At 64.1% G+C, this 22,180-nt stretch carries 22 protein-coding genes and 1 pseudogene; 7 read left to right on the forward strand and 16 right to left on the reverse strand.

All coding sequences use genetic code 11. The features are described from left to right. Genes IFT76_RS04445 through IFT76_RS04475 form a run of 7 tightly spaced genes read right to left on the reverse strand, consistent with a single transcriptional unit; the run spans position 1 to position 6,560 of the window. Positions 1–729, reverse strand: coding sequence for a maleate cis-trans isomerase family protein (locus tag IFT76_RS04445; protein WP_192057509.1), 729 nt, complete (start codon positions 727–729; stop codon positions 1–3). After that, positions 726–2,108 (reverse strand): amidohydrolase family protein, encoded by a 1,383-nt coding sequence (locus IFT76_RS04450; RefSeq protein ID WP_192057510.1) that lies wholly within the window; start codon positions 2,106–2,108, stop codon positions 726–728. Before IFT76_RS04450 ends, IFT76_RS04445 begins: the two co-directional genes overlap by 4 nt. Then, positions 2,105–2,902, reverse strand: coding sequence for an SDR family NAD(P)-dependent oxidoreductase (locus IFT76_RS04455; RefSeq protein WP_197976842.1), 798 nt, complete (start codon positions 2,900–2,902; stop codon positions 2,105–2,107). Before IFT76_RS04455 ends, IFT76_RS04450 begins: the two co-directional genes overlap by 4 nt. Continuing rightward, positions 2,899–3,897, reverse strand: a complete 999-nt coding sequence (locus IFT76_RS04460) for an NAD-dependent epimerase/dehydratase family protein (protein ID WP_185793841.1) — start codon at positions 3,895–3,897, stop codon at positions 2,899–2,901. Before IFT76_RS04460 ends, IFT76_RS04455 begins: the two co-directional genes overlap by 4 nt. A gap of 1 nt (position 3,898) precedes the next feature. After that, a complete protein-coding gene (locus tag IFT76_RS04465) occupies positions 3,899–4,669 on the reverse strand; it encodes an ABC transporter ATP-binding protein (RefSeq protein ID WP_192057511.1) in 771 nt (256 codons plus the stop codon). Between the two features lie 3 nt (positions 4,670–4,672). Further along, the gene (locus IFT76_RS04470) at positions 4,673–5,533 is read right to left on the reverse strand and encodes an ABC transporter permease (protein ID WP_122479152.1); all 861 of its coding nucleotides are present in this window, start codon (positions 5,531–5,533) and stop codon (positions 4,673–4,675) included. Position 5,534: 1 nt separating this feature from the next. Further along, positions 5,535–6,560: an ABC transporter substrate-binding protein gene (locus IFT76_RS04475; RefSeq protein ID WP_192057512.1), complete on the reverse strand. Its 1,026-nt coding sequence runs from the start codon at positions 6,558–6,560 to the stop codon at positions 5,535–5,537. Between the two features lie 320 nt (positions 6,561–6,880). Here IFT76_RS04475 and IFT76_RS04480 point away from each other — a divergent pair, with 320 nt between their 5' ends. Both IFT76_RS04480 and IFT76_RS04485 read left to right on the forward strand, forming a co-directional pair. After that, positions 6,881–7,612 carry a GntR family transcriptional regulator gene (locus IFT76_RS04480; protein WP_192103825.1) on the forward strand — a complete coding sequence of 244 codons (732 nt, stop codon included), beginning with the start codon at positions 6,881–6,883 and terminating at the stop codon, positions 7,610–7,612. Positions 7,613–7,637: 25 nt separating this feature from the next. Beyond that, positions 7,638–8,372 carry an aspartate/glutamate racemase family protein gene (locus IFT76_RS04485; protein ID WP_192057513.1) on the forward strand — a complete coding sequence of 245 codons (735 nt, stop codon included), beginning with the start codon at positions 7,638–7,640 and terminating at the stop codon, positions 8,370–8,372. Between the two features lie 79 nt (positions 8,373–8,451). On the opposite strand, the gene IFT76_RS04490 is transcribed toward IFT76_RS04485, so the two are convergent. Continuing rightward, positions 8,452–9,888, reverse strand: coding sequence for an amidase (locus IFT76_RS04490; RefSeq protein ID WP_197976843.1), 1,437 nt, complete (start codon positions 9,886–9,888; stop codon positions 8,452–8,454). A 322-nt stretch (positions 9,889–10,210) separates the two neighbouring features. On the opposite strand from IFT76_RS04490, the gene IFT76_RS04495 reads away from it, so the two are divergent. Genes IFT76_RS04495 through IFT76_RS04515 form a run of 5 tightly spaced genes read left to right on the forward strand, consistent with a single transcriptional unit; the run spans position 10,211 to position 14,807 of the window. Then, a complete protein-coding gene (locus IFT76_RS04495) occupies positions 10,211–11,305 on the forward strand; it encodes an ABC transporter ATP-binding protein (RefSeq protein WP_185793846.1) in 1,095 nt (364 codons plus the stop codon). A 30-nt stretch (positions 11,306–11,335) separates the two neighbouring features. Beyond that, positions 11,336–12,382 carry an ABC transporter substrate-binding protein gene (locus IFT76_RS04500; RefSeq protein WP_185793847.1) on the forward strand — a complete coding sequence of 349 codons (1,047 nt, stop codon included), beginning with the start codon at positions 11,336–11,338 and terminating at the stop codon, positions 12,380–12,382. Between the two features lie 44 nt (positions 12,383–12,426). Further along, the gene (locus IFT76_RS04505; RefSeq protein WP_192057514.1) at positions 12,427–13,284 is read left to right on the forward strand and encodes an ABC transporter permease subunit; all 858 of its coding nucleotides are present in this window, start codon (positions 12,427–12,429) and stop codon (positions 13,282–13,284) included. Continuing rightward, positions 13,281–14,099 carry an ABC transporter permease gene (locus IFT76_RS04510; protein WP_122479159.1) on the forward strand — a complete coding sequence of 273 codons (819 nt, stop codon included), beginning with the start codon at positions 13,281–13,283 and terminating at the stop codon, positions 14,097–14,099. The genes IFT76_RS04505 and IFT76_RS04510 overlap by 4 nt, the downstream gene beginning before the upstream one ends. A 30-nt stretch (positions 14,100–14,129) precedes the next feature. Next, positions 14,130–14,807 carry a GntR family transcriptional regulator gene (locus tag IFT76_RS04515; protein WP_192057515.1) on the forward strand — a complete coding sequence of 226 codons (678 nt, stop codon included), beginning with the start codon at positions 14,130–14,132 and terminating at the stop codon, positions 14,805–14,807. Positions 14,808–14,819: 12 nt separating this feature from the next. Here IFT76_RS04515 and IFT76_RS04520 read toward each other — a convergent pair whose 3' ends face one another. The 8 genes and pseudogenes from IFT76_RS04520 to IFT76_RS04555 all read right to left on the reverse strand — a co-directional run bounded on the left by IFT76_RS04520 (position 14,820) and on the right by IFT76_RS04555 (position 22,098). Beyond that, on the reverse strand, positions 14,820–15,731 hold the full coding sequence (locus tag IFT76_RS04520; RefSeq protein WP_192057516.1) for a polysaccharide deacetylase family protein: 912 nt from the start codon (positions 15,729–15,731) through the stop codon (positions 14,820–14,822). A gap of 45 nt (positions 15,732–15,776) precedes the next feature. Beyond that, positions 15,777–16,649 (reverse strand): MurR/RpiR family transcriptional regulator, encoded by an 873-nt coding sequence (locus IFT76_RS04525; RefSeq protein WP_122479161.1) that lies wholly within the window; start codon positions 16,647–16,649, stop codon positions 15,777–15,779. Positions 16,650–16,670: 21 nt separating this feature from the next. Next, on the reverse strand, positions 16,671–17,918 hold the full coding sequence (locus IFT76_RS04530) for a cysteine desulfurase-like protein (RefSeq protein ID WP_192057517.1): 1,248 nt from the start codon (positions 17,916–17,918) through the stop codon (positions 16,671–16,673). A gap of 37 nt (positions 17,919–17,955) precedes the next feature. Continuing rightward, positions 17,956–18,690: an amino acid ABC transporter ATP-binding protein gene (locus IFT76_RS04535; RefSeq protein ID WP_122479163.1), complete on the reverse strand. Its 735-nt coding sequence runs from the start codon at positions 18,688–18,690 to the stop codon at positions 17,956–17,958. Beyond that, positions 18,687–19,364: an amino acid ABC transporter permease gene (locus tag IFT76_RS04540; protein ID WP_122479164.1), complete on the reverse strand. Its 678-nt coding sequence runs from the start codon at positions 19,362–19,364 to the stop codon at positions 18,687–18,689. The genes IFT76_RS04535 and IFT76_RS04540 overlap by 4 nt, the downstream gene beginning before the upstream one ends. A gap of 51 nt (positions 19,365–19,415) precedes the next feature. Further along, complete coding sequence (locus IFT76_RS04545) at positions 19,416–20,192, reverse strand: transporter substrate-binding domain-containing protein (RefSeq protein WP_185793854.1); 777 nt, start codon at positions 20,190–20,192, stop codon at positions 19,416–19,418. A gap of 464 nt (positions 20,193–20,656) precedes the next feature. Further along, positions 20,657–21,400: pseudogene (gene scpB, locus IFT76_RS04550) on the reverse strand (SMC-Scp complex subunit ScpB); the annotation flags it as partial. Next, positions 21,397–22,098: a segregation and condensation protein A gene (locus tag IFT76_RS04555; protein WP_192057785.1), complete on the reverse strand. Its 702-nt coding sequence runs from the start codon at positions 22,096–22,098 to the stop codon at positions 21,397–21,399. The gene IFT76_RS04555 and the pseudogene scpB, both read right to left, overlap by 4 nt. Positions 22,099–22,180 lie beyond the last annotated feature (82 nt).

A 22,180-nucleotide genomic window follows, 5' to 3' on the forward strand; every position in this document is an offset into this window, starting at 1 on the left:
TCAAGCCTCTTCAAGCAGTAGCCGGCCCCAGCCGGTCAAGCGACGTGTGTCCACGCCGGTCATGTTCAACATGTCCCAGAGCACCGTCGTCACCGTGTCGAACACCGGTACCCCGTGCTGGCGCTCCCAGGATTCGGCACGGTGGGCGGCGTGCAGGTTGGTGCAGAAGGTGGAGATGGCCTCGGCACCGGCCGCGACCACCTCGGCCACCTGACGATCCAGGGTGGCCTCGTCCACCTCGGCAAAGGAAAAATTGTCCTGCAGCGACAGGTGGCTTTCGGCGCTGGCATCGATACCCAGAGCGGCATAATTGGCAACGATCCTTGCCTGTACATCCGCCAGATACGGCGAGACCAGGCCCAGGCGGCGAATGCCGAAGCGGTGCAGCGCCTTGTTCAGTGCCAGCACCGAGGTCGTCGCCGGTATCGCCGTGGCCTCGGTAATGGCCTGGCATAGCGCAACGTCGGTATCGAAACCCAGCCATCCGGCAGAGGTACCGCTCCAGCCGATGACATCGACATGGGCATCGGCCAGCAAGCGCGCCGCGTCCAGAATCCGCTCGCGCTGGAACTGGCCCAGCGCGTCGGCACTGAGGGCGATCTGGGTGACACTGAAGCGTGAGAAATGCACGCTGACTTCCGGCAGGCTGGCTATCAACGCCTGGGTCAGCGGCTCCAGTGCAGTGTTCGAGGAAGGCGTAAGCACGCCCAGGCGAATACGGCGGGTCATACTGTACCTCCAGTGATCGCGTGCGAGGAAGGATAGGCGCGCAAAGGCTTTTCGCAACGTTGCCACAGGTCGCGGCAAACGGTGTCGGCTGCGGCACGTACACAGGCTTCGTCGACCTGGGTCGAGCGGCCTTGATCGATCACCACTCGACCGTCGACGATCACGGTTTCGACGTCGGCCCCGGTGGCGTTGTGCACCAAACTGCCCAACGCATCGATGCAGGGAGTGAGGTGGAGCTGTCGATAGTCGAGGATGGCCAGGTCAGCCAACTGGCCGACCGCCAATCGACCCAGATGCTCGCCCCAACCCAGCGCCGCGGCGCCGTTGACGGTGGCCATGCGCAGCACGTCGCGTGGTTGCCAGTCGTCGGCCACCCGCCCGGCACTCAACCGCCCTACCGCCAGCGCCCAGCGCATGACCTCGATCATGTCGCCGTGCATGGTGTCGGTCGCCAGGCACAGGCGCGCGCCGGCCTGCAGCAGGCGGCGCGTCGGCGCCACCCGTCCGGACATGGCGTTGCCGACCGGGATGTGCACGACATGGGCACCGGAGGCGCCGATGCGTACGATGTCCTCGTCATCCACGTGAATGCAGTGACCGGCCAGCAGGCGCGAATCGAGCATGCCCAGCTCATCGAGCAGTTGCACCGGCGAGCGGCCGTGGGTAGCACGCACCCAATCCAGTTCGTCCTGGCTCTGCGCCAGGTGCGTGCTGATCTGCAGACCATGGCGGCGGGCCAAGGCATCGATCTGGCGCAGGAAGTCCAGCGAGCAGGTGTCGGGTGCGTGAGCGGTCAGGTGGGTCTGGATGCGTCCGTCGGCCTGCCCTGCCCAGCGTTCGACGAAGGCCTCGGCGTGGTCCAGCTGGGCCAGGCCACGCTTCAGGTCGAAGCGCCGCGTGCCTTGCAGCACCGAGGCGAAATCGACATCGGCCAGACGTTGGCTGGCGAACAGGCGCACACCTGTTTCGGCCATGCCTGCCACGGTGTGCTCGGCATGCACGAAGCTGTCCACAAGCGTGGTGCAACCCGCCCGCAGCGCTTCGAGTGCACCAAGGCGGGACAACGTCAGTGCTTCTTCCGGGCTGAGCCATGAAGCCTGTGGCAGGCCGGGGGTGTAGGACGGCGCGAAGCCGCAGTCCGGCGCCACCCCCCGGACGAAATTCAGGCCGGCATGGTAATGGGTATTGACGAAGCCGGGCACCACCACCCGGCCCGGCAGGTGCAGATGCCGCACGGCTTCGGGTGCAGGCTGGTCGGCAGGCCCGACGTGGGCGATGCGTTGGCCACGGATGCCCAGGCTTGCGGACTGCGCAAGGCCGTCGACCGGGTCCAGCAGCACGGCGCCGGTAATCAGTAGATCCAGTGGGTTGTCGATCATGCGGCCATCCACCCGCCGTCCACCATCAACGTGGTGCCGGTGATGAAGCTGGCCTCGGCGCTGGCCAGAAACAGCACGGCCTTGGCGACATCGTCGGGATGGCCCAACCGCGGCCAGGGGGTACGCCGCGTGGCCCGCTCCATCACCGCCGGGTCGACCGCCCGGCCACCGGCGCCGGTCTGGATCTTGCCGGGCGCCACCGCGTTGCAGACGATGCGCTGCTCGGCATAGTCGCTGGCGACCTGCCGGGTGAGGTAATCCACAGCCGCCTTGCTCACGCCATAGGCCAAGTCCTGGGGTGCGGCAATCATGCCGTGTTGCGAAGACAGGTTGACGATGCGCCCGCGGGTTTCGCCGACCAGCGCCTGGCCGACCATTTGCCGCACGGCAGCCCGGCAACAGCGGTAGACCCCCCCCAGATTGACGTCCAGGACACGCTGCCAGTCGGCCTCGTCGAGCTCGAGCAAGGGCCGCGCGTGGCGGATGCAGGCGTTGTTGACCAGCACATCGAGGCGCCCGAAGCGCGCTACCGTGGTCTCGACCAACGCTTCGACCTGCGCGCTGTCGGCGACGTCAGTCTGCACGAACAGGGCCTGGTGGCCAGCGGCGCGAATCAGGTCGGCGGTTGGCTCGCCGCCCTCGATGACAGCCGTGGTGACATCGGCGATGACCACGCAGGCACCGTGGCTTGCCAGGTGCCAGGCAATGGCGCGGCCGATGCCGGAGGCCGCACCGGTGACGATGCACACCTGGCCCGCCATGCTCGATGAGTTCGCTAAAAGGGTGGGGGTCATGGGTTCACCGTTGTCTGGGGGCCTGCCACGTGGGCAAGCCAGTGATGAAAGTCGTGATCGGCAGCGTCGATGTCGAATCGCGGAACGAAACCGCAGTCTTCGCGCAGACGGTCGAGCGCCATGCTCGCCCGGTCGTAGTCGGCGTACAGCTCGATGTTCGGTGTTTCACCCGGCGCCGCCAGACGCCAGCGGAAGTCCGGGAAGCGTGTGGCCAGGCGCGTGCACCATTGACTGAGCGGCCATTGGAAACCCGCCGCCAGGTTATAGAGGGGATATCGCCACTGCGGCTGGTCCAGCAGGCAGCCGATAGCCCGCGCGGCGTCGCGGACATACAGCCAGTCGCGCAGGCTGTCGCGCGCAAGGATCGCCGTGCCGCCACGGCGGGCCACTTGCAACAACTGCAGCGGTGCGCTGAGGGTGTCGCGCACGCCGGTGTCGGCTTCCCAGGGCCCGAAGCAAGTGCCCAGGCGGCCGATAACCAAGGGCAACCCATGCAGTTGGGCAAGGCGCCGCGCCGCGTCCTCGGCGCTGCGCTTGGATTGGCCGTACAGGCCCTCGGGGGCCAAGGCGGAACGTGCTTCGTCGAGCAACGGCGCGTGACGCCCGGTGGTGCCGTAGACCGAGCCCGAGCTGATGTGCACCAGCCGCGACACGCCGCACTCGGCGCTCGCGCCGATGGCCGCAAGCACCCCGCCCACGTTCACTTCGAAGATCGCCTGGGGCGCCAATCGCTCGCGCTCGGCATCGGCGGTGATGGCGGCCAGGGTCACCACTCGCTGGGGGCGATGACGACCCATGACCATGCGCAGGTCCGTCGCGTCACGCACATCACCTCGATGCTCGGTGAACCGCCCCGGCAGTCTGGCGAACGCAGCCTGCGCCTGCGCAGGTATCGGCCCCAGGTCGAAGCCGATCACGTCCTCACCCGCCGCCAGCAAGTGCTCGCTCAACGCCAGGCCGACGAAGCCACTGCTGCCGGTGATCAGCGTCTTCATCTCAGGCGCTTTCCCGCACAGGTTCCGGCCGCAGCAGCGACAGGATGTGCCGCTTGTAGTTATTGAAGGCCTTGCTGGTCGGGTCGCGCGGACGTTCGAGCTCGATCGGCAGCAGCTCGCGAATGCGTCCCGGACGTGCCGACATCACGGCGACATGGGTACCCAGGGCCAGCGACTCATCGATACCATGGGTGACGAACACGATGGTGCTCTGACTTTCGCGCCAGATCCGGATCAGCTCGGCGTGCATGTCCATCTTGGTCTGCTCGTCCAACGCACCGAAGGGCTCGTCCATGAGGATCACCTCAGGGTTCATCAGCAAGGCTCGGGCAATGCCCACACGCTGATTCATGCCGCCGGACAGCTCGCTGGGGAAGTGATTCTCGAAGCCGGCCAGGCCCACCATTTCAATGAATTTCTGCGCCTTCTCCCGGCGTATCTCCTTGCCCACACCGCGCATCTTCAAGTGGAACGCAACGTTCTCCCAGACCGGCAACCAAGGCATCAGGTTGGCCTGCTGGAACACCACGCCACGATCGGCCCCGGGTGCGGTGATCGACTGCCCGCCGACGCTGACCGTGCCCTGGGTGGGGTGGTCGAAGCCGGCGATCATGTTCAGCAGGGTCGACTTGCCGCAGCCACTGGGGCCCAGCAGGCAGAGAAATTCGTTGCGTGCCACGGTCAGGCTGACATCGTCCAGGGCCACGATGCCGGTGGGTCGCTTGGGGTCTTCGAACACGCGCGAGACGCGGTCGATGGTAATCAGTGCCATGCCTCAGCCCTCCTTCTGCAAAGTGGAACCACGTTGCCAGCGCAGCAGGTACGCACCCACGCGCTTGATCGCATAGTCGCTGAGAAAGCCCAGCAGGCCGATGCTGACCATGGAGGCGATGACGATGTCGTAGCGCAGGAAGTAATAGGAATCCCACAGCACGTAGCCGACGCCGCTTTTAACCGCGACCATTTCCGCGGTGACGGTGAGCATCCACGCCGAGCCGATGGCGATGCGCAGGCCGGAGAAGATGCTCGGCAGCGCCGCCGGGAAGACGATGTAAAGCAATAGTCTGCTTGGCGTACCACCGGTCATGGCGCCTGCTCGCAACAGGTTGCGGTCGCAGTTCTTGACGCCGTGAATGGTGCTCAACAGCACCGGGAAGAATGCGCCCATGAACACCAGGAAGATCGCCGGCTTGTCGGCAATGCCGAACCAGATGATCGCCAGGGGAATCCAGGACACCGGCGGGATCGGGCGCAGAATCTGCAGCACCGGCTCGAACAGGTTTTCTGCGGTGCGCGACCAACCGATGGCCATGCCCGCGCCGATGCCCAGCAAGGCGGCCAGGGCAAAGCCTGCGAACACCCGGAACGAACTGGCCGCCACATCGAGAATCCAGTGACCGCTGTAGCTTTGCGTATTGCCATCGGTGGCAAAGACCCAGTCTGCCCAGGCGATGATGACTTGGGACGGCGCCGGCAGGAGCGCGCGCGGCAAAATCCCGGAGCGGGAAAAGATCTCCCAGCCGACCAGCAGCAATACCGGCACGATGCCGCGTTCGATGCGCTTGTACAGGCGCCGGGCCAGGGACGGGCCATGCCCTCGCCCGACCCCGTGCGCCTTGATGGCGGTACTTTTCATCTCAATACCCCAGCTCGGTTTTCGGCTTGCCGGTCACCGCTTCCAGAAAGCTGTAGTCCAGGTTCTTCTCTACCTGCTCGCTGACATCGGTGCTGATGTACTTGAGGTCGCGCATCATTTGCGCAATGGCTACGGCCGAGGCGCGGTGCATGGCGTAGTCGGGGTAGAGGTTGTCGACTGCGCCGGTGGCGATGGCCTTGTCCAGCCCGGTGACTTTCTGGATGGTGTCGATGAACAGCGGCTTGTCGTTGGCCATCAGGTCATTGACCTTGACGATGGAACGCACTGTTTCCTCGACGCCCTTGCGGTTGTCCTCGATCACATCGGAGCGGGTAACGATCAGGTTGGTCAACTTGCCAGCCGCCTGGTCGTAGGGAAAGTCGAAGAACTTGGCCGCCTTGACCTCGCGGATCTGGGTGGCGAACGGGTCCACCGACGTGATCAGCTCCACTTCGCCGCGGCGCAGTGCCTGCACGTGGTCAGACGGGTTGGGGATGTTGATGAATTGCACATCCTTGTTGATATCGATGCCGTGCTTGAGGAACGCCCCACGCATATGAATATCCTGCGCATTGCCGCGCGAGGCGGCGACCCGGAACGGCTTGTCCTCGGCCTTGTACTTGTCGATGAGCGCCTTCAAGCCGACCCAGTCGCCTGCCTGCAGCGGCAGGTCGTTGCCCACCAGAATCTGCGAGCCGCCGTTGATCTGCCCGGACACGGCCACCACGTCGAACCCCTTGTCCAGCGCCGTGGCGTAATGCAGGTAGGTGACCTGCGCCACGTCGATGCTCTTGGACAGCAGCGCTGTGAGCACATCGTTGCCGGTGTTGAAGGCAATGGCGTCGAGTTTCACCCCGGCGGCGTTTTGCGGCGTCAGGGACAACGGCGTGCAGTGGGCGCACTTGGCATAACCGAGTTTGACCGGCTTGGCTTCGTCGGCGTGGGACATGGCCATCATGCCGAGGCTCAACACCAAGGCCGAAAAGGCACGCTTGAGCAAGGTAGTGGACGAACAAATAGCTGGCATCGGGCTTCTCCAATTGTCACTAAAGGCTGAGGCTTTGTGGCAAAGAGTTTGCAACGGCTATGCCATGTTCGTGGCACCATTTGAAAACCGCATTGCTTTCCATGGGCGCCTTTGGTGTCCAGGCCCTGTACGGCGGGGCTTGTGTGATCGCGCGGTGCCGCTTTCACGTTCGGCGGCGGCTCCCGTGGTAACGAGATGAGCAGGCTCAATAAAGCAGTCCGTGGCGGCGAATGAGTTGCGACGGTGCATGTTTGGACAATCGCTCACCATTTTGTGACAATCCACCATTGACCGTAATCAGGCTGACGAGGATCGCGCACGTGCTCAACTCGGAAACACTTTCTCCTGCACCTCGCAAGGCCCGCAGTACCGGGCAGATCCTGGGCACCGGCAGTACCCGCGATGGCATCTACGAGCGCATCCTCAACGCCGTGATGGAACATCGCCTGATCCCCGGCACCAAGCTGGTGGAGGAGAAGCTGGCCGGCGTGTTCCAGGTCAATCGCACACGTATCCGCGAGGTGCTCGCGCGGTTGGCCCACGAAGGGATCGTCACCACTATCCCCAATCGCGGTGCCTTCATCGCCAGCCCCTCGGTGGAAGAAGCCCGGCATATTTTCCAGGCCAGACGCATTCTCGAGCCCGCGCTGATCCGCAGCCTGGTGGCCAAGGCCGACAGCCAGCAGTTTCGTCGCCTGCACGCCCATGTGGCCGAAGAACGCGCCGCGCGCGAGACAGGCGACAAACGCGCGGTAATTCGCCTGTCGGGCGAGTTTCATCTGTTGATCGCACAGATGGTCGACAGCCCGCCGCTGATCAAACTGATGCGCGAACTGTCTTCGCTGACCTGCTTGATCATTCTGCTGTACGACTCGCCCAACGTGCCTGCCTGCCCCAACCATGAGCACACCGAAATCGTCGAGGCCATGGAACAGGGTGAGGTCGAGGCAGCCATCGGCTTGATGCTGGGCCACCTCGACCATATCGAGGCCACGCTCGACCTGTCGCTGGAAGATGAGGCCGAGGTCGACCTGCACGCTATTTTCGGCTAACGCCACCCGACCGCCCGGAGTCGCCATGAGACTGCTGATCATCAACCCCAATATCTCCCAGAGCGTCACCGACCTGATCGAGACGGAAGCGCGCCGCACCGCAGCGACGGACACGCAGATCCAGATGGCCACGGCACCCAGTGGCGTGGCCTACATCGAAACCCGCTTCGAAGCCCTGCTCGGCGCGCACGCAGCGACGATCATTGCCGGGGAGCGTCTGGGCAGCTACGACGCAGTACTGGTGGCGGCATTCGGTGATCCCGGGCTGCTTGCGCTCAAGGAGGTACTGGACGTGCCGGTGGTGGGCATGACCGAAGCGGCGCTGATGACGGCCGCCCAGTTGGGCCAGAGGATCTCGATCATCGCCATCTCCCGGCGCATCACCAGTTGGTACCGCGAGTGCGTGGCACAGAACGGCATGCTCGACCGTCTGGCCAGCATTCGCCATCTGGACCGCCCGCTGCGCGATGCCGGCAGCGTGCAGGAGGATCATGCCGAGCGCCTGCTGGAGCTGAGCCACCTGGCGGTGAACGAAGATGGCGCCGACGTGCTGATCCTCGCCGGTGCGCCGTTGGCCGGGCTGGCACGTGGGTTGGCCGGGCGGTTGCCGGTTCCGGTGGTGGACGGCGTGTCGTGCGGCGTGGCCCAGGCGCAGCTGTTGCACCGCCTGCAGGCGGGTCGGGCCACCCAAGGCAGCTTCGCCCGCCCACCCGCCAAGCCCAACCAAGGCTTGCCACCGGGCTTGCAGGCCCTCCTGTAGCAGCGGCGCAAGCCGCGTCCGGGTTCACCGCGGTGTGCCTGCCAAACCGCATGTGCCGCCGACGCGGCTTGCGCCGCTGCTACAGGGGTTGGGGGATACCTTGGTTGCGCAGCATGGGCGCCTCGAACGACAGGCCTAGCACGCGCTCCATTTCCGCGGCGGCCTGAAGCACGCGCCCGTCCATGTAGCGCGGGGCGATCACCTGCAGGCCTACCGGAAGTCCCTGCTTGCCGAACCCGCAGGGCAACGACAGTGCGGGTACCCCGCAGTAGTTGAACACCGGGGTATAACCGGCATGTCCGCGCGGCCCGGCGGGCTGACCGCCAATGGTCGCGGGGCCCAGTTGCCCCACGGCCCAGGCTTCCACCGGCGCGGTCGGGCACAACAGCAGATCGTAGTCATCGAAAAACGCGGCCAGGGTGATCGACAACCCATTGCGCAACGCTAGCAGACGCGCGGTTTGCACCCCGGACAACGCTCTGCCCAGCTCTATCTGCGCCAGAATATCCGGATCCAGCTGCTGCAACTGCTCATCCGCCAGCGCACCGAATTGCGCAGCCAGCGCCGTGTGCTGCAAGCCCAGCAGCGCATAGCCTTCCAGGCCGCCTGGCCAGCGCGGGCTGGCCAGCTCGATGGACCAGCCATCGCGCTCCAGCGTCGCCAGCGCGGCAACCATCGCACTGGCAACATCGCTGTCCAGTGGCAGGCCCAGCCCCAGATCCGGCGACCAGGCAATGCGCAGCGAGCGCGGCGCTCGCGGCGTCGGGGCTAGCGACTGAGCGCTAAAATGTGGCTGCGACAACGGGTCGGAGGGGCACCAGGCGAACAAACTGCGGGCCATGAGTGCAACGTCCTCGACATCGCGTCCCAGTTGGCCGATCACTGAGAGCAGATGGTTCGGGTCGGCGAACCCCCAGGGATTGGGCACGGCACCCAGGCTCGGCTTGAAGCCGACCAGCCCGGTGTGCGCGGCCGGTCGCCGGGTGGAGCCGCCGGCGTCGGTGGCCAGGGCCAATGGTCCCAACCCAGCCGCCACTGCAGCCACCGCGCCGCCCGACGACCCGCCGGGGGTCAGCTCGAGGTTCCACGGGTTGCGGGTGGTGCCGTGCAGCGGATTGGTGGTGATGCCCTTGCAGGCAAACTCGGAACAGTTGGTCATCCCGAGCGCCACGCCGCCCAGTTCGCCAAGGCGTTGCACGCACCACGAATCGCGCGGCGCCACGAAGTCGGCAAACACCCTGGAACCGAAACTCGCCGGTCGGCCGCCCAACCAGAGGTTGTCCTTGACGCTGAACGGTACGCCGGCCAAAGGCAGGTATTGCATGGCGGCGACCCGCTGGTCGCTGGTACGCGCTCGAGCCAGCACGTCGGCCCGCTGGTAATCGATGAACGCATTGAGCGACGGATTCAACCGCTCGAGACGATCGCACACCGCTGTCGCCACCTCGACCGCGCTCAGCTGACGGGTGTTGACCAGGTGAGCGATCTGCTGCGCCTTGAGACGATGAATATCCATGGGTCACTCCACTGCGAAAGGCTGATACCGCTGTTTCAGCAAGATCCGCGCCGCCGGAGGCAGGTGCCGTGACCGCGGGTGCGAGCAAGCAGATCAAGGCAGCTGGCGAGCGACATAATGGTGAACATGATTAGATTGAGCACTGATTCAGTGCAATATTTAGTTAACTGTTTTGTGCACAATCCTGATACCAAGGTAATCCGCATCCGGCTATCGGTTCATTTAAAACAACGAGTTAAACCGTGGGATGACCGACTCCGTCCTGCTTGGCACATGCATTGCTTCGAGCCAGATAACCTAGTTCAGCACTGCGAGCCACCGCATGACGACTGCCACCGCCGGTTTCGACCTCACCCTGGACGACATCTTCCATCAGTACGCCGGTGCAGCTCCGGCGGTCGACCACATCACCCTGGAAGTAGCCGCCGGCGAACTGGTGGCGCTGCTGGGCCCCTCCGGCTGTGGCAAAACCACCCTGCTGCGCATCATCGGCGGGTTCCAGCCGCAGACCTCGGGCAAGGTGGTGATCGGCGGCAAGCTCATCGACCACCTGCCCCCGCATCACCGCGACATCGGCATCGTGTTCCAGAACTACGCCTTGTTTCCCCACCTGAGCGTGGCCGAAAACATCGCCTACGGTCTGGACGCCCGCGGCGTGCCACGCTCGCGGCGCAAGCAGCGCATCGATGAAATGCTCGAGATGATCCAGCTGGGTCATCTGGCCGACCGCTATCCGCGCCAGCTTTCCGGTGGCCAGCAGCAGCGCGTGGCGCTGGCCCGGGCATTGGCCGTGGAACCGCGCATCCTGTTGCTCGACGAACCGTTTTCGGCCCTGGACAAAAGCCTGCGCATGGACATGCAGATCGAGATCAAGCGGCTCCAGCGCCAGTCGGGCGTGACCTGCGTGATGGTCACCCACGACCAGGAGGAAGCGCTGTCGATGGCCGACCGCGTGGCGGTGCTCAACGCCGGCCGGCTGGAGCAGTTCGCCGCGCCATCGAAGATCTACGATTCGCCCAGCAGCCTGTTCGTCAATACCTTCGTCGGCAGCGCCAACGTGCTGCCCGGGACCCTGGAAAGCTACGCCGGGGAGTCGGCTCGGATACGCCTGGCCGACGGCAGCCTGCTGGCCTGCCGTACGCCGCGCGACGCCCGGCCCGGCAGCGCCGTGGTGGCGTGCATTCGTCCGGAGAATCTGGAGCTGACGGAGGCAGGCGACGGATTTCCCGCACAGGTCGAACTCGGCCTGCCGCTGGGCCCTTCGATCGTCCACGAAATGCTCACGCCCGGCGGACAGCGGATCAAGATCGCTTCGCCACGCGGCCTAGGTGCCGAGCCATTGAAGCCCGGCACTCAGGTAAGCCTGAGGCCTATCAGCGCCCACGCGATCACTACGTTTACCGCGCCCAGCCTGTAGCCCTGAACTGACCCGCACGAGGAATCGACGATGGATATATCCCGCAGACGCATCATGCAATCCGCCCTGGCCCTGGGTGCACTGCAGCTTTTCCCGCAGTTGACCATGGCCCAGGCGCGCAATCTGGTGTTCGCGACGTTTACCGGCAGCTGGGAAGAAGCACACAAGGCTGTGCTGGTGCCTGCCGCGCTGGAACACATGAAAGACGGAAACATCATTCTCGACCCGATGATCTCTGTCGACCAGATCTCCAAGGTCATGGCCTCCCGTGAACATCCGCCCATCGACGTCATGCTGCACGATCCGGGCCCTGCCCTGACCGCCATCGAACAGGGCTTGATCGAGCCCTACCCGGTGGCGGACAGCGCCTACTACCAGCAGCTGATGCCCGAAGCCCAAGACCCGATGGGGCCGAGCATCTTCTATCAGATCGTTGGCCTGACCTATAACCCCGACACTATCCAGACCCCTCCCGACTCCTGGATGGACCTGTGGAAGCCCGAGTACAAGGGCCGGGTAGGCATCACCAACATGAACTCCTCCCTGGGCACCGGCTTCATGGTCGAACTGGCCAAACTGCATGGCGGCTCGGACAGCAACATCGAACCGGCCTTTGAACTGCTGGCCAAACTCAAGCCCAACCTGGCCGCCGTCGCCGCCAACCCCGGTCAGCTGGCGTCGCTGTTCCAGCAAGGCCAGATCGACATCAGCCCAGGCAACTTCAACGCCATCCAGATCCTCAAGGCCCGTGGCGTACCGGTCGAATGGGTGGCGCCCAAGGAAGGCGCGATCGCGTTCAAGACCAGTATCCATATCGTCAAGAACTCACCGAATCGCGATCTGGCTTTCGCCTTGATCGAGGCGTCGATGTCGCCCCAGGTGCAATCGCAGCTGATGGAAGCGCCGTACCTGGTAGTGCCTACCAACATGCAGGTGAAGATGTCTGGCGAGATAGCCGAATCACTGGCCAAGGATCAGGCAGAAATGAAGTCGCGGTTTCGCTTTCAGGACTGGAAGGTGATCAATCCGAACCGGGCGGCCTGGATCGAGCGCTTCAACAAGGACATCCAGGTCTGAGCCATGCCTGAAGCCATCCCTTCCCGCTGTGAGGAGTGCGGCACGTGAGCGCCCGAAACCATGACGTCACCGTGTACAGCCTGCGCTACGGCCTGCCGTTGGCAGCATTCTTCGTGCTGTTCTTCATCACGCCGCTGTTGTTGCTGGTGCTGGTCAGCCTGCACGACGACACCGCCGTCAGCGTCTGGGGCGTGGCGCAATACGCGAAGATCTTCGGCGAAGGCCTGGCCCTGCGCGTGCTTGGCGATACCTTGTGGCTCGGCGTGCAGGTTACCGTGCTGTGCCTGGCCCTGGGCTACGCTCTGGCCTGGGCCTACGTGCGCAGCTCGCCGACCACCCAGAAGGTGCTGATGATGATCATCGTCATGCCCCTGCTGACCAGCGTGGTGGTGCGCACCTTCGCCTGGGTAGTGATCCTCGGGCGCCAGGGCATCGTCAACGAACTGCTGCTGGGCTGGGCATGGATCGACAAGCCACTGCGCCTGCTCTACTCCCGCGAAGGGTTGATCTGGGCCCTGGCCAATGTGCAGTTGCCGCTGATGACCCTGCCCCTGATCACTACCTTGCAACGCCTGGAAAGCAATCTGGAGGATGCCTCCGCCGCCTTGGGCGCCAATGCCTGGCGCACCTTCCGGCGGATCACCGTGCCGCTGTCGCTGCCGGGCATCATCGCCGGCAGCCTGCTGACCTTCTCGGCAACCATCACCGCCTTCATCACGCAGTCTCTGGTAGGTGGCGGGCAGATGCTGTTCATGCCGATGTACATCTACCAGCAGGCGTCGGCCCTGCAGAACTGGCCATACGCTGCAGCCATCTCACTGGTGTTCCTGGTGGCCGTGATCGGCTGCGTGACGCTGTTGAGCTATTTGGGCCGCCTCAGCAAGGGGTACGCGACCACATGAGCATGGGACGTCGAAACGACCTGTCGGACATCGCCCTCAAGGGCACCCTCTATCTGGTGGCCTGGGCCGCCCTTATCCTGTTGCTGGCACCGACGCTGATCGTGCTGATCGTCTCGTTCACCGACAGCTACTCGCTGCGCTTTCCGCCTCAGGGCTTCTCGACACGCTGGTATGTCGCCCTGCTCAAGGCGTTCACCCTGCATTTCGCGGCGTGGAACAGCTTTCTGGTGGCGTCGATGACCACGCTTTTGTGTGTGGTCATGGGCACTGCCGCCTCGCTGGCCATCGCCCGTTCCACGAGCAAGACAGCGCGCTGCCTCGATGCGCTGTTCATGTCACCGTTGATTCTGCCGGGGCTGGCGTTCGGCCTGTCGGCATTGATCTTTTTCAGCGAGCTGGGCGTGCCGGTATCGATGACGACGCTAGTGATCGGTCACACCGTGGTCTGCGTACCCTACGTCATCCGTACCACCTCTTCGGCGCTGATGCAGTTGCCGCCGGCGCTGCTGGAAAGCGCTGCCAGCCTGGGTGCTTCGAGAGCGCACGCGTTGCGGCGCATCACCCTGCCGCTGATTGCGCCAGGCATCGCGGCCGGGGCATTCATTGCGTTCATGTCTTCGTTCGATAACACTGCCGTCTCGCTGTTCCTGCGCGACGCACGCACCGACATGCTGCCGATCCGCATGTGGCAGGACCTGGAGAGCAAACTGGACGTCACCATTGCCGCTCTGTCCAGCGTGCTGGTGATCGTCACCCTGGTGATGATGGTAGTGATGGAAAAATTGACCGGCATCAGTCGGCGCATCCGCGGCTGACCGCGGGCAAGGGTACGTCAGGAAACGGATATGGATCTGAACACACCACAGGATGCCGATGGCATCGCCGAACACATCACCATCGCCATCATGGAGCACCGCCTGCCGCCGGGTATCAAGCTGGCCGAGGAGAAACTTGCGATCGCGTTTGGCGTGGGCCGCAACAAGATTCGCCAGGCGCTCATGGCGCTGGCCAAGGAAGGCTTGGTCAAGCTGCACCCCAACCGCGGCGCGTTCGTCACCAGCCCCACGGTGCAGGAAACCCGCGACCTATTCGCCACACGCCGGTTGCTTGAACCAGAGATCATTCGCAATGTCATCCACCGCTCGACCAAGGCCCAGCGCAAGCCCTTGCATGCCCACCTGAAAAAGGAGGCCCTGGCGCGCAAGAACCAGGACCGGCGCGCGCTGATCAAGCTGTCCGGCGATTTCCACAGCCTGCTGGCCGAGATCGCCGGCAACAGCTTCATTACCCGCATCATGCGCCAGTTGTGCCCGGTCACCTCACTGATGCATGCACTCTACGATGGTCCGCAGATGCATGCCTGCCCCGAGGACGAACACAGCGCGATCGTCGCCGCCATCGAAGCCCAGGACGAAAAACGTGCCATCGCCCTGATGCTCCATCATCTGGCCCATGTCGAAGGGGTGCTGGACCTGAGTCAGGAACAGCACAGCGCAATCAGGTGGGAAAGTGTCTTCGGCTGAATGCTGCCGCCCTTACAGCGCCGCCGCGGCGTCACGCTCCAGCCACGCGTGGGCGATCTGCTCGCGAGTGGCGAACCACACGCCTTCGTGGCCCTGTGCGTACTCGATGAACTTCTGCAAGGCGCGTATCCGGCCCGGGCGTCCGACCATGCGCGGGTGCAGGCCGACGGACATCATGCGCAGGCCGTCTGCAGATTCTTCGTGCAGCACCTCGAAGCTTTCCTTCATGTACTCGAGAAAGTCGGAAGCCTGGGACAGGCCCGGCGAATTCCAGTAGCGGAAATCATTGACGTCACTGGTGTACGGCACCACCAGGCGGCGTTTGCCTTCGACGTCGACGAAGTACGGCACGTCATCGTTGTAGGCATCGGAGTCATAGAGGAAACCGCCCTCCTCGGCCACCAGGCGACGGGTGCGCACGCTGGCGCCATAGCGGCAGTACCAGCCTACCGGGCGCTTGCCGCAGGTGCGCTGGAAGGACTCGATGGCCAGGCGAATGTGCTCGCGCTCCTGCTCCTCGGTGAGGCGGAACACTTCCTCCCAGCGGTAGCCGTGGCTGCATACTTCATGGCCCAGCTCGACCGCCGCCCGCGCCACATCGGGGTTCTGCTCGAAGGCCACCGCGCAGGCGTGGAACGTGGCCGGCACGTTGGCCTTCTGCAGAATCTGCAGGATGCGCCAGATACCGACCCGCGAGCCGTATTCGTACATCGATTCCATGGCCAGGTTGCGTACGCCATCGGGAAACTGATAGCTGCCCCACTCGGTCATGCTTTCCTGATCGGGATCGCCCATGGCCAGGGACCGTTCGGAGCCTTCCTCGTAGTTGATGACCAGGCTGATCGCCAGCCGGGTGCCATTGGGCCAGGTACCCTGGGGACGTTGCTGGCCATAGCCGACCAGATCTCTTAGGGGTGATGTCACGGTACGGCTCTCCAGCAGGTTGGGCAAAATGCCGGGCCTGGGGCCTCAGCAGTCGATATCTTTCAAAGCGTCGTGGTCGATGCCGCCAAAGGTTTCACCTGCGGCGAAGGCCAGGCCCATGGCCAGTGTCTGGGCCACGCAGAACGCGGCGGTCAACGAGCGAAAGCCAAGCAGTTCGGCGTCGTCGACTTCGATCATCACCGAAGCGCATTGGCCGATGGGGCTGAGCAGGCTGTCGGTGATGGCAACGATCGGCGTACCGGCCGCCACCGCCTGGTTGCAGGCGTCGATGGTTTCCTGGGCATACGGGGGGAAGCTCACCGCCACCAGCACGTCATCACCGTGCAGCGCGCCGACCTGCTCGCGCAGGCTGCCGCCCAGGCCGCTGATGTGCACGGCGCGCCGGCCGACACGGCTCAGGGCATAGCTGAGGTAGGCAGCCATCGGAAACGAACGGCGCATGCCCACCACGAACGTGGTGCGCGCCTGTTGCAGCAAGCCGATGGCCTGTTCCAGCGCCTGCACCTGCTGCCCTTCGGCAAGGTGTTCGAGGGAGACGATGTTGGCCCGGCTGAAGGCGCCGAGCATGGCGCCCACATCGGTCGGGTCGTCGAGCAACTGTTCGCCGCGATAATGGCGAATACGTTCCTTGAAGCTGCCCTGCCCGGCTTTCTCCAGCGGCGCCTTGCACACCCGCTGCAGATCGCTGAAACCACCAAAGCCCAAGGCCTGGGCCAGACGAATGAACGCCGAAGCGGGGATCTGCGAACGCGCGGCCAGGGCCGCGACCGTGTTGAGCGCCACATCGTGGGGGTGCTCGATCACGTACTGGGCGGCATCGCGCATGCGCGCAGTGAGTTTGTCCTGCCCCACCGCAATGGCGCTGCGCAGTTCTTCAAGGGTGTGCGGTAATGGCATGGTTCAGTGGCTCGATGGCGGTCAGCTGGGACGCAGGTCTGCGATGGCTCGGGCCAGGCATTCCACCAGCCGCGTCATTTCATCGACGGTGTTGTAGTGCGCAATGGAAACGCGCACCACCCCTCCCTGAGGTGCCAGGCCCAGTTCTTCGATCAAGTGACGGGCATAGAAGTCACCAAAACGAATGCCGATGCGTGCCGCGTCCACCTCTCGCACAATGGCCTCGGACTGCACGCCCTCGACGACGAAGCTGATGGTCGGTACCCGGTCGCCCGCGGTCACCCGTGGTTTGCCGATGATGCGCACGCCGTCGGCCTCGCGCAGATAGCCCAGCAGAATCTCGGCCAAGAGGTTTTCCTGCACCTCGAACGCATCGAAGGCCGCCTGCATGATCTGCCGCTCGCTGCCTGCGGTGCCCAGGCGCCGGCCGATGTCCAGCAGGTAGTCACTGATGCCCATGCAACCGTAGGACAGTTCGTAGTTGACGTTGCCCGGCTGCAGCTTGTACGGCAGCACGTCCTGGCCGATGAAGAAATGGTTGAGGCTGGGCAGTTCCAGCAGCAGTTCGCGCTTGCCCCACAGCACTGCGAAATGCGGGCCGAACACCTTGTAGAAGCTGAACACGTAATAGTCGGCGCCACTGGCCTGCACATCGACCAGACGGTGCGGTGCGTACGCCACCGCGTCCACCACCAGCTTGGCACCGCAGGCGTGCACGCGCTCGGCAACCTGCGCGACCGGGTTGACGCTGCCCAGAATGTTCGACGCGTGGGTCATCGCCACGTAACGCGTGCGCGGCCCGAGAAGTTGCTCCAGGTCGCGCAGCTCCAGCTCCAGGCTCGACGGGTCCACCGACCATACGCGCAGGGTGGCCCCGCGCTCTTGGCACAGCCGCTGCCAGGGGCCGATGTTGGCTTCGTGGTCGCTGTGCGTGACGATGATCTCGTCGCCCGCGCCGATCGACGGCGCAATCGCCCGAGCCAGCAGCTGCAGCAATAAGGTGGTCGAACCGGCCATCACACACTCTTCAGAGTGGCGAGCGTTGATCAGCTGGGCCACCGAGGCGCGTGCTTCCAGCACCTTGGCACCGGCTTTCACCGACGGTTCGTACGAAGCGCCAAGCTGCACCGCGTGGTTGAGCAGGTACTCGGTGATGCGCTCGGCCACCGGCTTGAGCACCGCCGAGCCGCCGGCGTTGTCCAGGTAGCCGTAGCCGTCGGCGAGTGCGGGAAATTGGCGACGGACGTAGTCGATATCGAGGGCAGTCAAAGTGAGTCTCCCGTTTGCTTGTTAGGGGTAGAGCCTGTCAGTGGTGCAGGATGGCCTGCAGGAATGCCTGGGTACGGGGTTCCTGGGGCGCGGTGAAGAAGGCCTGCGGATGGTTCTGTTCGATGATGCGACCGGTTTCCATGAAGATCACCCGGTCGGCGACCTTGCGCGCGAAGCCCATCTCGTGGGTCACCACGATCATGGTCACCCCGGAACGGGCAAGGTTCTGCATCACGTCGAGCACTTCGCCGACCATTTCCGGGTCCAGCGCCGAGGTCGGCTCGTCGAACAGGATCACCCGTGGCTCCATGGCCATGGTCCGGGCGATCGCGACCCGTTGCTGCTGGCCCCCGGACAACTGGCTGGGGTACTTGTCGGCATGCGCGGACATGCCGACCTTTTCCAGCAACAGCCGCGCGCGCTCCTGGGCATCACGTCGGTTCATGCCGCGCACGCGCACCGGCGCCAGGGCCACGTTGGCGAGCACGGTGAGGTGGGGGTAGAGATTGAAGTTCTGAAACACCATGCCCACTTCGCAGCGGATGCCGGCAAGCTTGGGGCCGGTTTCCACGCGCTGCCCGGACACCCGGATGTCGCCACCCTGGTAGGGCTCGAGCAGGTTGATGCAGCGAATCAGGGTGGACTTGCCCGACCCCGAGGGCCCCAGGATCACCACCACTTCGCCCTGGGCGACAGTCAGGTTGATGTCGCTGAGGGCCTGGAATGGCCCGTAGAACTTGTCCAGTCGTTCGATTTCGATGACGTTGCTCATGCGCGCTTGCCTCCACTGCCGTTGCGACGCTCTACCCAGCTGACCAACTGCACCAGTGGCAGCAGCAACAGCAGGTACATGATCGCCGCCCCCACCAGCGGCGTTGGATTGGCCGACAGCGCCTGGGCCTGGGTGGCCTGCTTGAGCAGGTCGGGCATGGCGACCACTGACGCCAGTGCCGTGTCCTTCATGACGTTGATGCAGTTGCTGGTCATGGGCGGCAAGACGATGCGCATGGCCTGGGGCAGGATCACGTCGCGCATGGTGTTGAAGAAGCTCATGCCCTGGGAAGCCGCCGCTTCGAACTGACCCTTGGGGATAGCCTCGATGCCGGAACGAAAGATCTCCGCCGAATAGGCGCACGACACCAGGGACAGCGCGGCCGTGGCGGCAGCGAAGGACGACAGGCGAATGCCGACGAAGGGCAAGGCGTAGTAGATCAACACCAGCAGGACCAGCAGCGGGATGGACCGCAGCACATCGATGTACACCCGTGCCAGCCAGCGCACGGGGGTGTAGCCGTACAATCTGAGCATGGCCAGCAGCAGACCGCCGGCCAGGCCCAGTACGATACTCACCACGCCGAGCAATATGGTCACGCCAAGGCCGCGCAGCATCAAAGGCAGCGCGTCGACGAACACGTCCCAGTTGAAGAAAGTCTGTAGCAACTCCATGAACGGTTACCTTGGTCGTGGGCCGGTAGCGGGCGGGCCGAAGCGCGGTGCTTATTGCGGAACGTCGACGACTTTCACGGTGCTGGAGTCGTCTGCGGCGGCCGCACCGAACCACTTCTTGTGCAGGTCGGCGATCACCCCGTCTTTTTTCATCTCGCTGATGATCGTGTTCACTCGCGCGCCTTCCGCCCAGCCCTTGGCGTGCATCAGCGAGTATTTCTCGCCGGTGGGAATGCGCGCGACCACGGCATACTGTGGCTTGTCCTTGATGTAATAGAGCACGGCCGGAATGTCGCTGATGTAGCCATCCATGCGCCCGGACGCCAGGTCGAGCATGGCCGGCGACAGACCTTCGTAGCGCGAGATGTCCTTGAACTTGTACTCACCCTGATGCTTGGCGGCCCACATGTCCCCGGTCGAACCGGTGTCGACGCCGACCACTTTGCCGCTCATGTCATCCAGGCCCTTGATGCCGGACTTGGTCAGCACCGACAGCGACTGGTCGCTGTCGTAGTACGGCTGCGCGAACCCTACCGATTCCAGACGCTTGGGCGTGATGGTGATGGAAGAAATGGCGATGTCGGCGCGCTTGGACTGCACGGCGCTGAACAGGCCATTGAACGGGATGTTGACGAACTCCACGGTCTTGCCGGCGCGCTTGGCGACTTCCTTCACCACGTCGACTTCAAAGCCGACGATGTCGCCCTTGGCGTCCTGGAACTCCCAGGGCACATTGCCCACGTTGGCACCGACGGTCCAATCGGCAGCCAGTGCCGAGGCCGAAAACGCAGTGGCCACAGCCATGCTCAAAAGTAATTTCACGCTCATGTCCAGCTCCCCGATTCACGTCAGTGCCAATGGCGGCCTGGGTGCTTGCGCAGGCCTGTCGAGAACGAGACTAGGGCTAAGGATCAAATACTTCAAGAAATAAATTTAATGAATTAAATGCTCCACAGGAGGGCAGTACGTGCCCGCATTGGTGCATGTGGCAAACGCAGGAAGCGTACGGTATGGCGGCTGCCGGACGCAGCACACGGGCCAAGGGCGCACCTTGGCAGAGCATGTTCACCCCCCTCCTCGTAGGAGCGGCCAGTGGCCGCGAAAGCTTCAACGCGGTCCACCTGCCCCACCGCGCCGCCCTTTTCGCGGCCGATACCGCTCCCACAGAAAGCCCACGCCGCCCCGTAGGAGCGGTCAGTGGCCGCGAAAGCCTCGATGCGGTCCACCTGCCCCACCGCACCGCCCTTTTCGCGGCCGATGGCCGCTCCCACAGGTCTACCTTGCAATCAGCGGTCGTCGTCGGTCTGCGCAGGGTCTTGGACCAGGTCGTCGAAGTCGATCTTGAGGCCCTGTTCCATGGAATCAAGCTCCACCAGCAACGATCGAAAGCTGGTCTCGTCCTTGGCCGGGGCCTCGCCCTCGGCGCTGGCATCGGCCAGCGCCTGCAGATGAGCAGGCACTGGCGCATCGTCGTCGTGGTCTTCGAGGATGGTTTCGGGTTCCATCTCGCGCAGCACTGCCAATGGCGGCAGCTCATCGAGGCTCTTGAGGTTGAAATGGTCGAGAAAGGCCTTGGTGGTGGCGAACATCGCCGGCCGGCCCGGCACGTCGCGATAGCCCACCACGCGGATCCACTCGCGTTCCACCAGCGTCTTGACGATATTGCTGTTGACCGCCACGCCACGCACGTCCTCGATCTCGCCACGGGTGATGGGCTGGCGATAGGCGATCAACGCCATGGTTTCCAGCAACGCGCGGGAGTAGCGCTGCGGGCGTTCCTCCCACAATCGACCTACCCAGGGCGCGTATCTTTCGCGGATCTGCAAGCGGTAGCCCGAGGCGACCTCCACCAACTCGAACGCGCGCTTTTCGCAGGACTTGCCCAGCACCTCCAGGGCCTTCTTGAACACCGCCGGCTCCGGCCGCTCGGCTTCCTCGAACAGCTCATGGAGGCGTTCCAGAGACTGCGGCTTTCCGGAGGCCAGCAGAAAGGCTTCGAGCAGTGGCGCCAGATCGCGCGGGTCAGTCAGATTCATTGTTCGGCTCGGGCACGCACATGGATAGCGGCAAAGGCGTCATTCTGCACCAGTTCGATCAACTGCTCCTTGACCAGTTCGAGAATGGCCATGAAGGTTACCACCACGCCCAGCTTGCCCTCCTCGGCACCGAACAGCTCGACGAAAGGCACGAAGCCACCGCCGCGCAGGCGTTCGAGCACCTGGCTCATGCGTTCGCGGGTCGACAGGGCCTCGCGGCTGACCTGATGGCTTTCGAACATGTCGCTGCGCCGTAACACGTCGGCCATCGACATCAGCAGCTCGTCCAGGCTGACCTCGGGCAGCAGCTTGCGTACCTTGGCCTGAGGTGCATCGAGCCTGGGCACGTAGAGGTCGCGGCCTACCCGCTTGAGGGTATCGATACCTTCGGCGGCGGCCTTGAAGCGCTCGTATTCCTGCAGGCGGCGAATCAGCTCGGCCCGCGGGTCGTGCTCGTCATCCTCGACCACGGCGCTGCGCGGCAACAGCATGCGCGATTTGATCTCCGCAAGCATGGCGGCCATCACCAGATATTCGGCGGCCAACTCCAGGCGTACGGTTTTCATCAGCTCGACGTAGCCCATGTACTGACGGGTGATCTCCGCCACGGGGATGTCGAGTATGTCGATGTTCTGCTTGCGGATCAGGTACAGCAGCAGGTCGAGCGGGCCTTCGAACGCTTCGAGGAACACCTCCAGCGCATCCGGCGGGATGTACAGGTCCTGCGGCATCTGGGTGAACGCCTGGCCGTAGACCAGCGCCAGTTGCAGCTGCTCGGGC

The organism is Pseudomonas sp. CFBP 13727 (genome assembly GCF_014841915.1).
GTDB classification, from domain to species: domain Bacteria; phylum Pseudomonadota; class Gammaproteobacteria; order Pseudomonadales; family Pseudomonadaceae; genus Aquipseudomonas; species Aquipseudomonas baltica.

Bases quoted from the DNA above. Each gene is read 5' to 3' on its own strand.
- IFT76_RS04495 (WP_185793846.1), top strand. From the start codon at position 10,211: ATGACGACTGCCACCGCCGGTTTCGACCTCACCCTGGACGACATCTTC.
- IFT76_RS04455 (WP_197976842.1), bottom strand. From the start codon at position 2,902: ATGACCCCCACCCTTTTAGCGAACTCATCGAGCATGGCGGGCCAGGTG.
- IFT76_RS04450 (WP_192057510.1), bottom strand. From the start codon at position 2,108: ATGATCGACAACCCACTGGATCTACTGATTACCGGCGCCGTGCTGCTG.
- IFT76_RS04545 (WP_185793854.1), bottom strand. From the start codon at position 20,192: ATGAGCGTGAAATTACTTTTGAGCATGGCTGTGGCCACTGCGTTTTCG.
- IFT76_RS04470 (WP_122479152.1), bottom strand. From the start codon at position 5,533: ATGAAAAGTACCGCCATCAAGGCGCACGGGGTCGGGCGAGGGCATGGC.
- IFT76_RS04475 (WP_192057512.1), bottom strand. From the start codon at position 6,560: ATGCCAGCTATTTGTTCGTCCACTACCTTGCTCAAGCGTGCCTTTTCG.
- IFT76_RS04510 (WP_122479159.1), top strand. From the start codon at position 13,281: ATGAGCATGGGACGTCGAAACGACCTGTCGGACATCGCCCTCAAGGGC.
- IFT76_RS04500 (WP_185793847.1), top strand. From the start codon at position 11,336: ATGGATATATCCCGCAGACGCATCATGCAATCCGCCCTGGCCCTGGGT.
- IFT76_RS04485 (WP_192057513.1), top strand. From the start codon at position 7,638: ATGAGACTGCTGATCATCAACCCCAATATCTCCCAGAGCGTCACCGAC.
- IFT76_RS04445 (WP_192057509.1), bottom strand. From the start codon at position 729: ATGACCCGCCGTATTCGCCTGGGCGTGCTTACGCCTTCCTCGAACACT.
- IFT76_RS04540 (WP_122479164.1), bottom strand. From the start codon at position 19,364: ATGGAGTTGCTACAGACTTTCTTCAACTGGGACGTGTTCGTCGACGCG.
- IFT76_RS04525 (WP_122479161.1), bottom strand. From the start codon at position 16,649: ATGCCATTACCGCACACCCTTGAAGAACTGCGCAGCGCCATTGCGGTG.
- IFT76_RS04460 (WP_185793841.1), bottom strand. From the start codon at position 3,897: ATGAAGACGCTGATCACCGGCAGCAGTGGCTTCGTCGGCCTGGCGTTG.
- IFT76_RS04465 (WP_192057511.1), bottom strand. From the start codon at position 4,669: ATGGCACTGATTACCATCGACCGCGTCTCGCGCGTGTTCGAAGACCCC.
- IFT76_RS04515 (WP_192057515.1), top strand. From the start codon at position 14,130: ATGGATCTGAACACACCACAGGATGCCGATGGCATCGCCGAACACATC.
- IFT76_RS04535 (WP_122479163.1), bottom strand. From the start codon at position 18,690: ATGAGCAACGTCATCGAAATCGAACGACTGGACAAGTTCTACGGGCCA.
- IFT76_RS04490 (WP_197976843.1), bottom strand. From the start codon at position 9,888: ATGGATATTCATCGTCTCAAGGCGCAGCAGATCGCTCACCTGGTCAAC.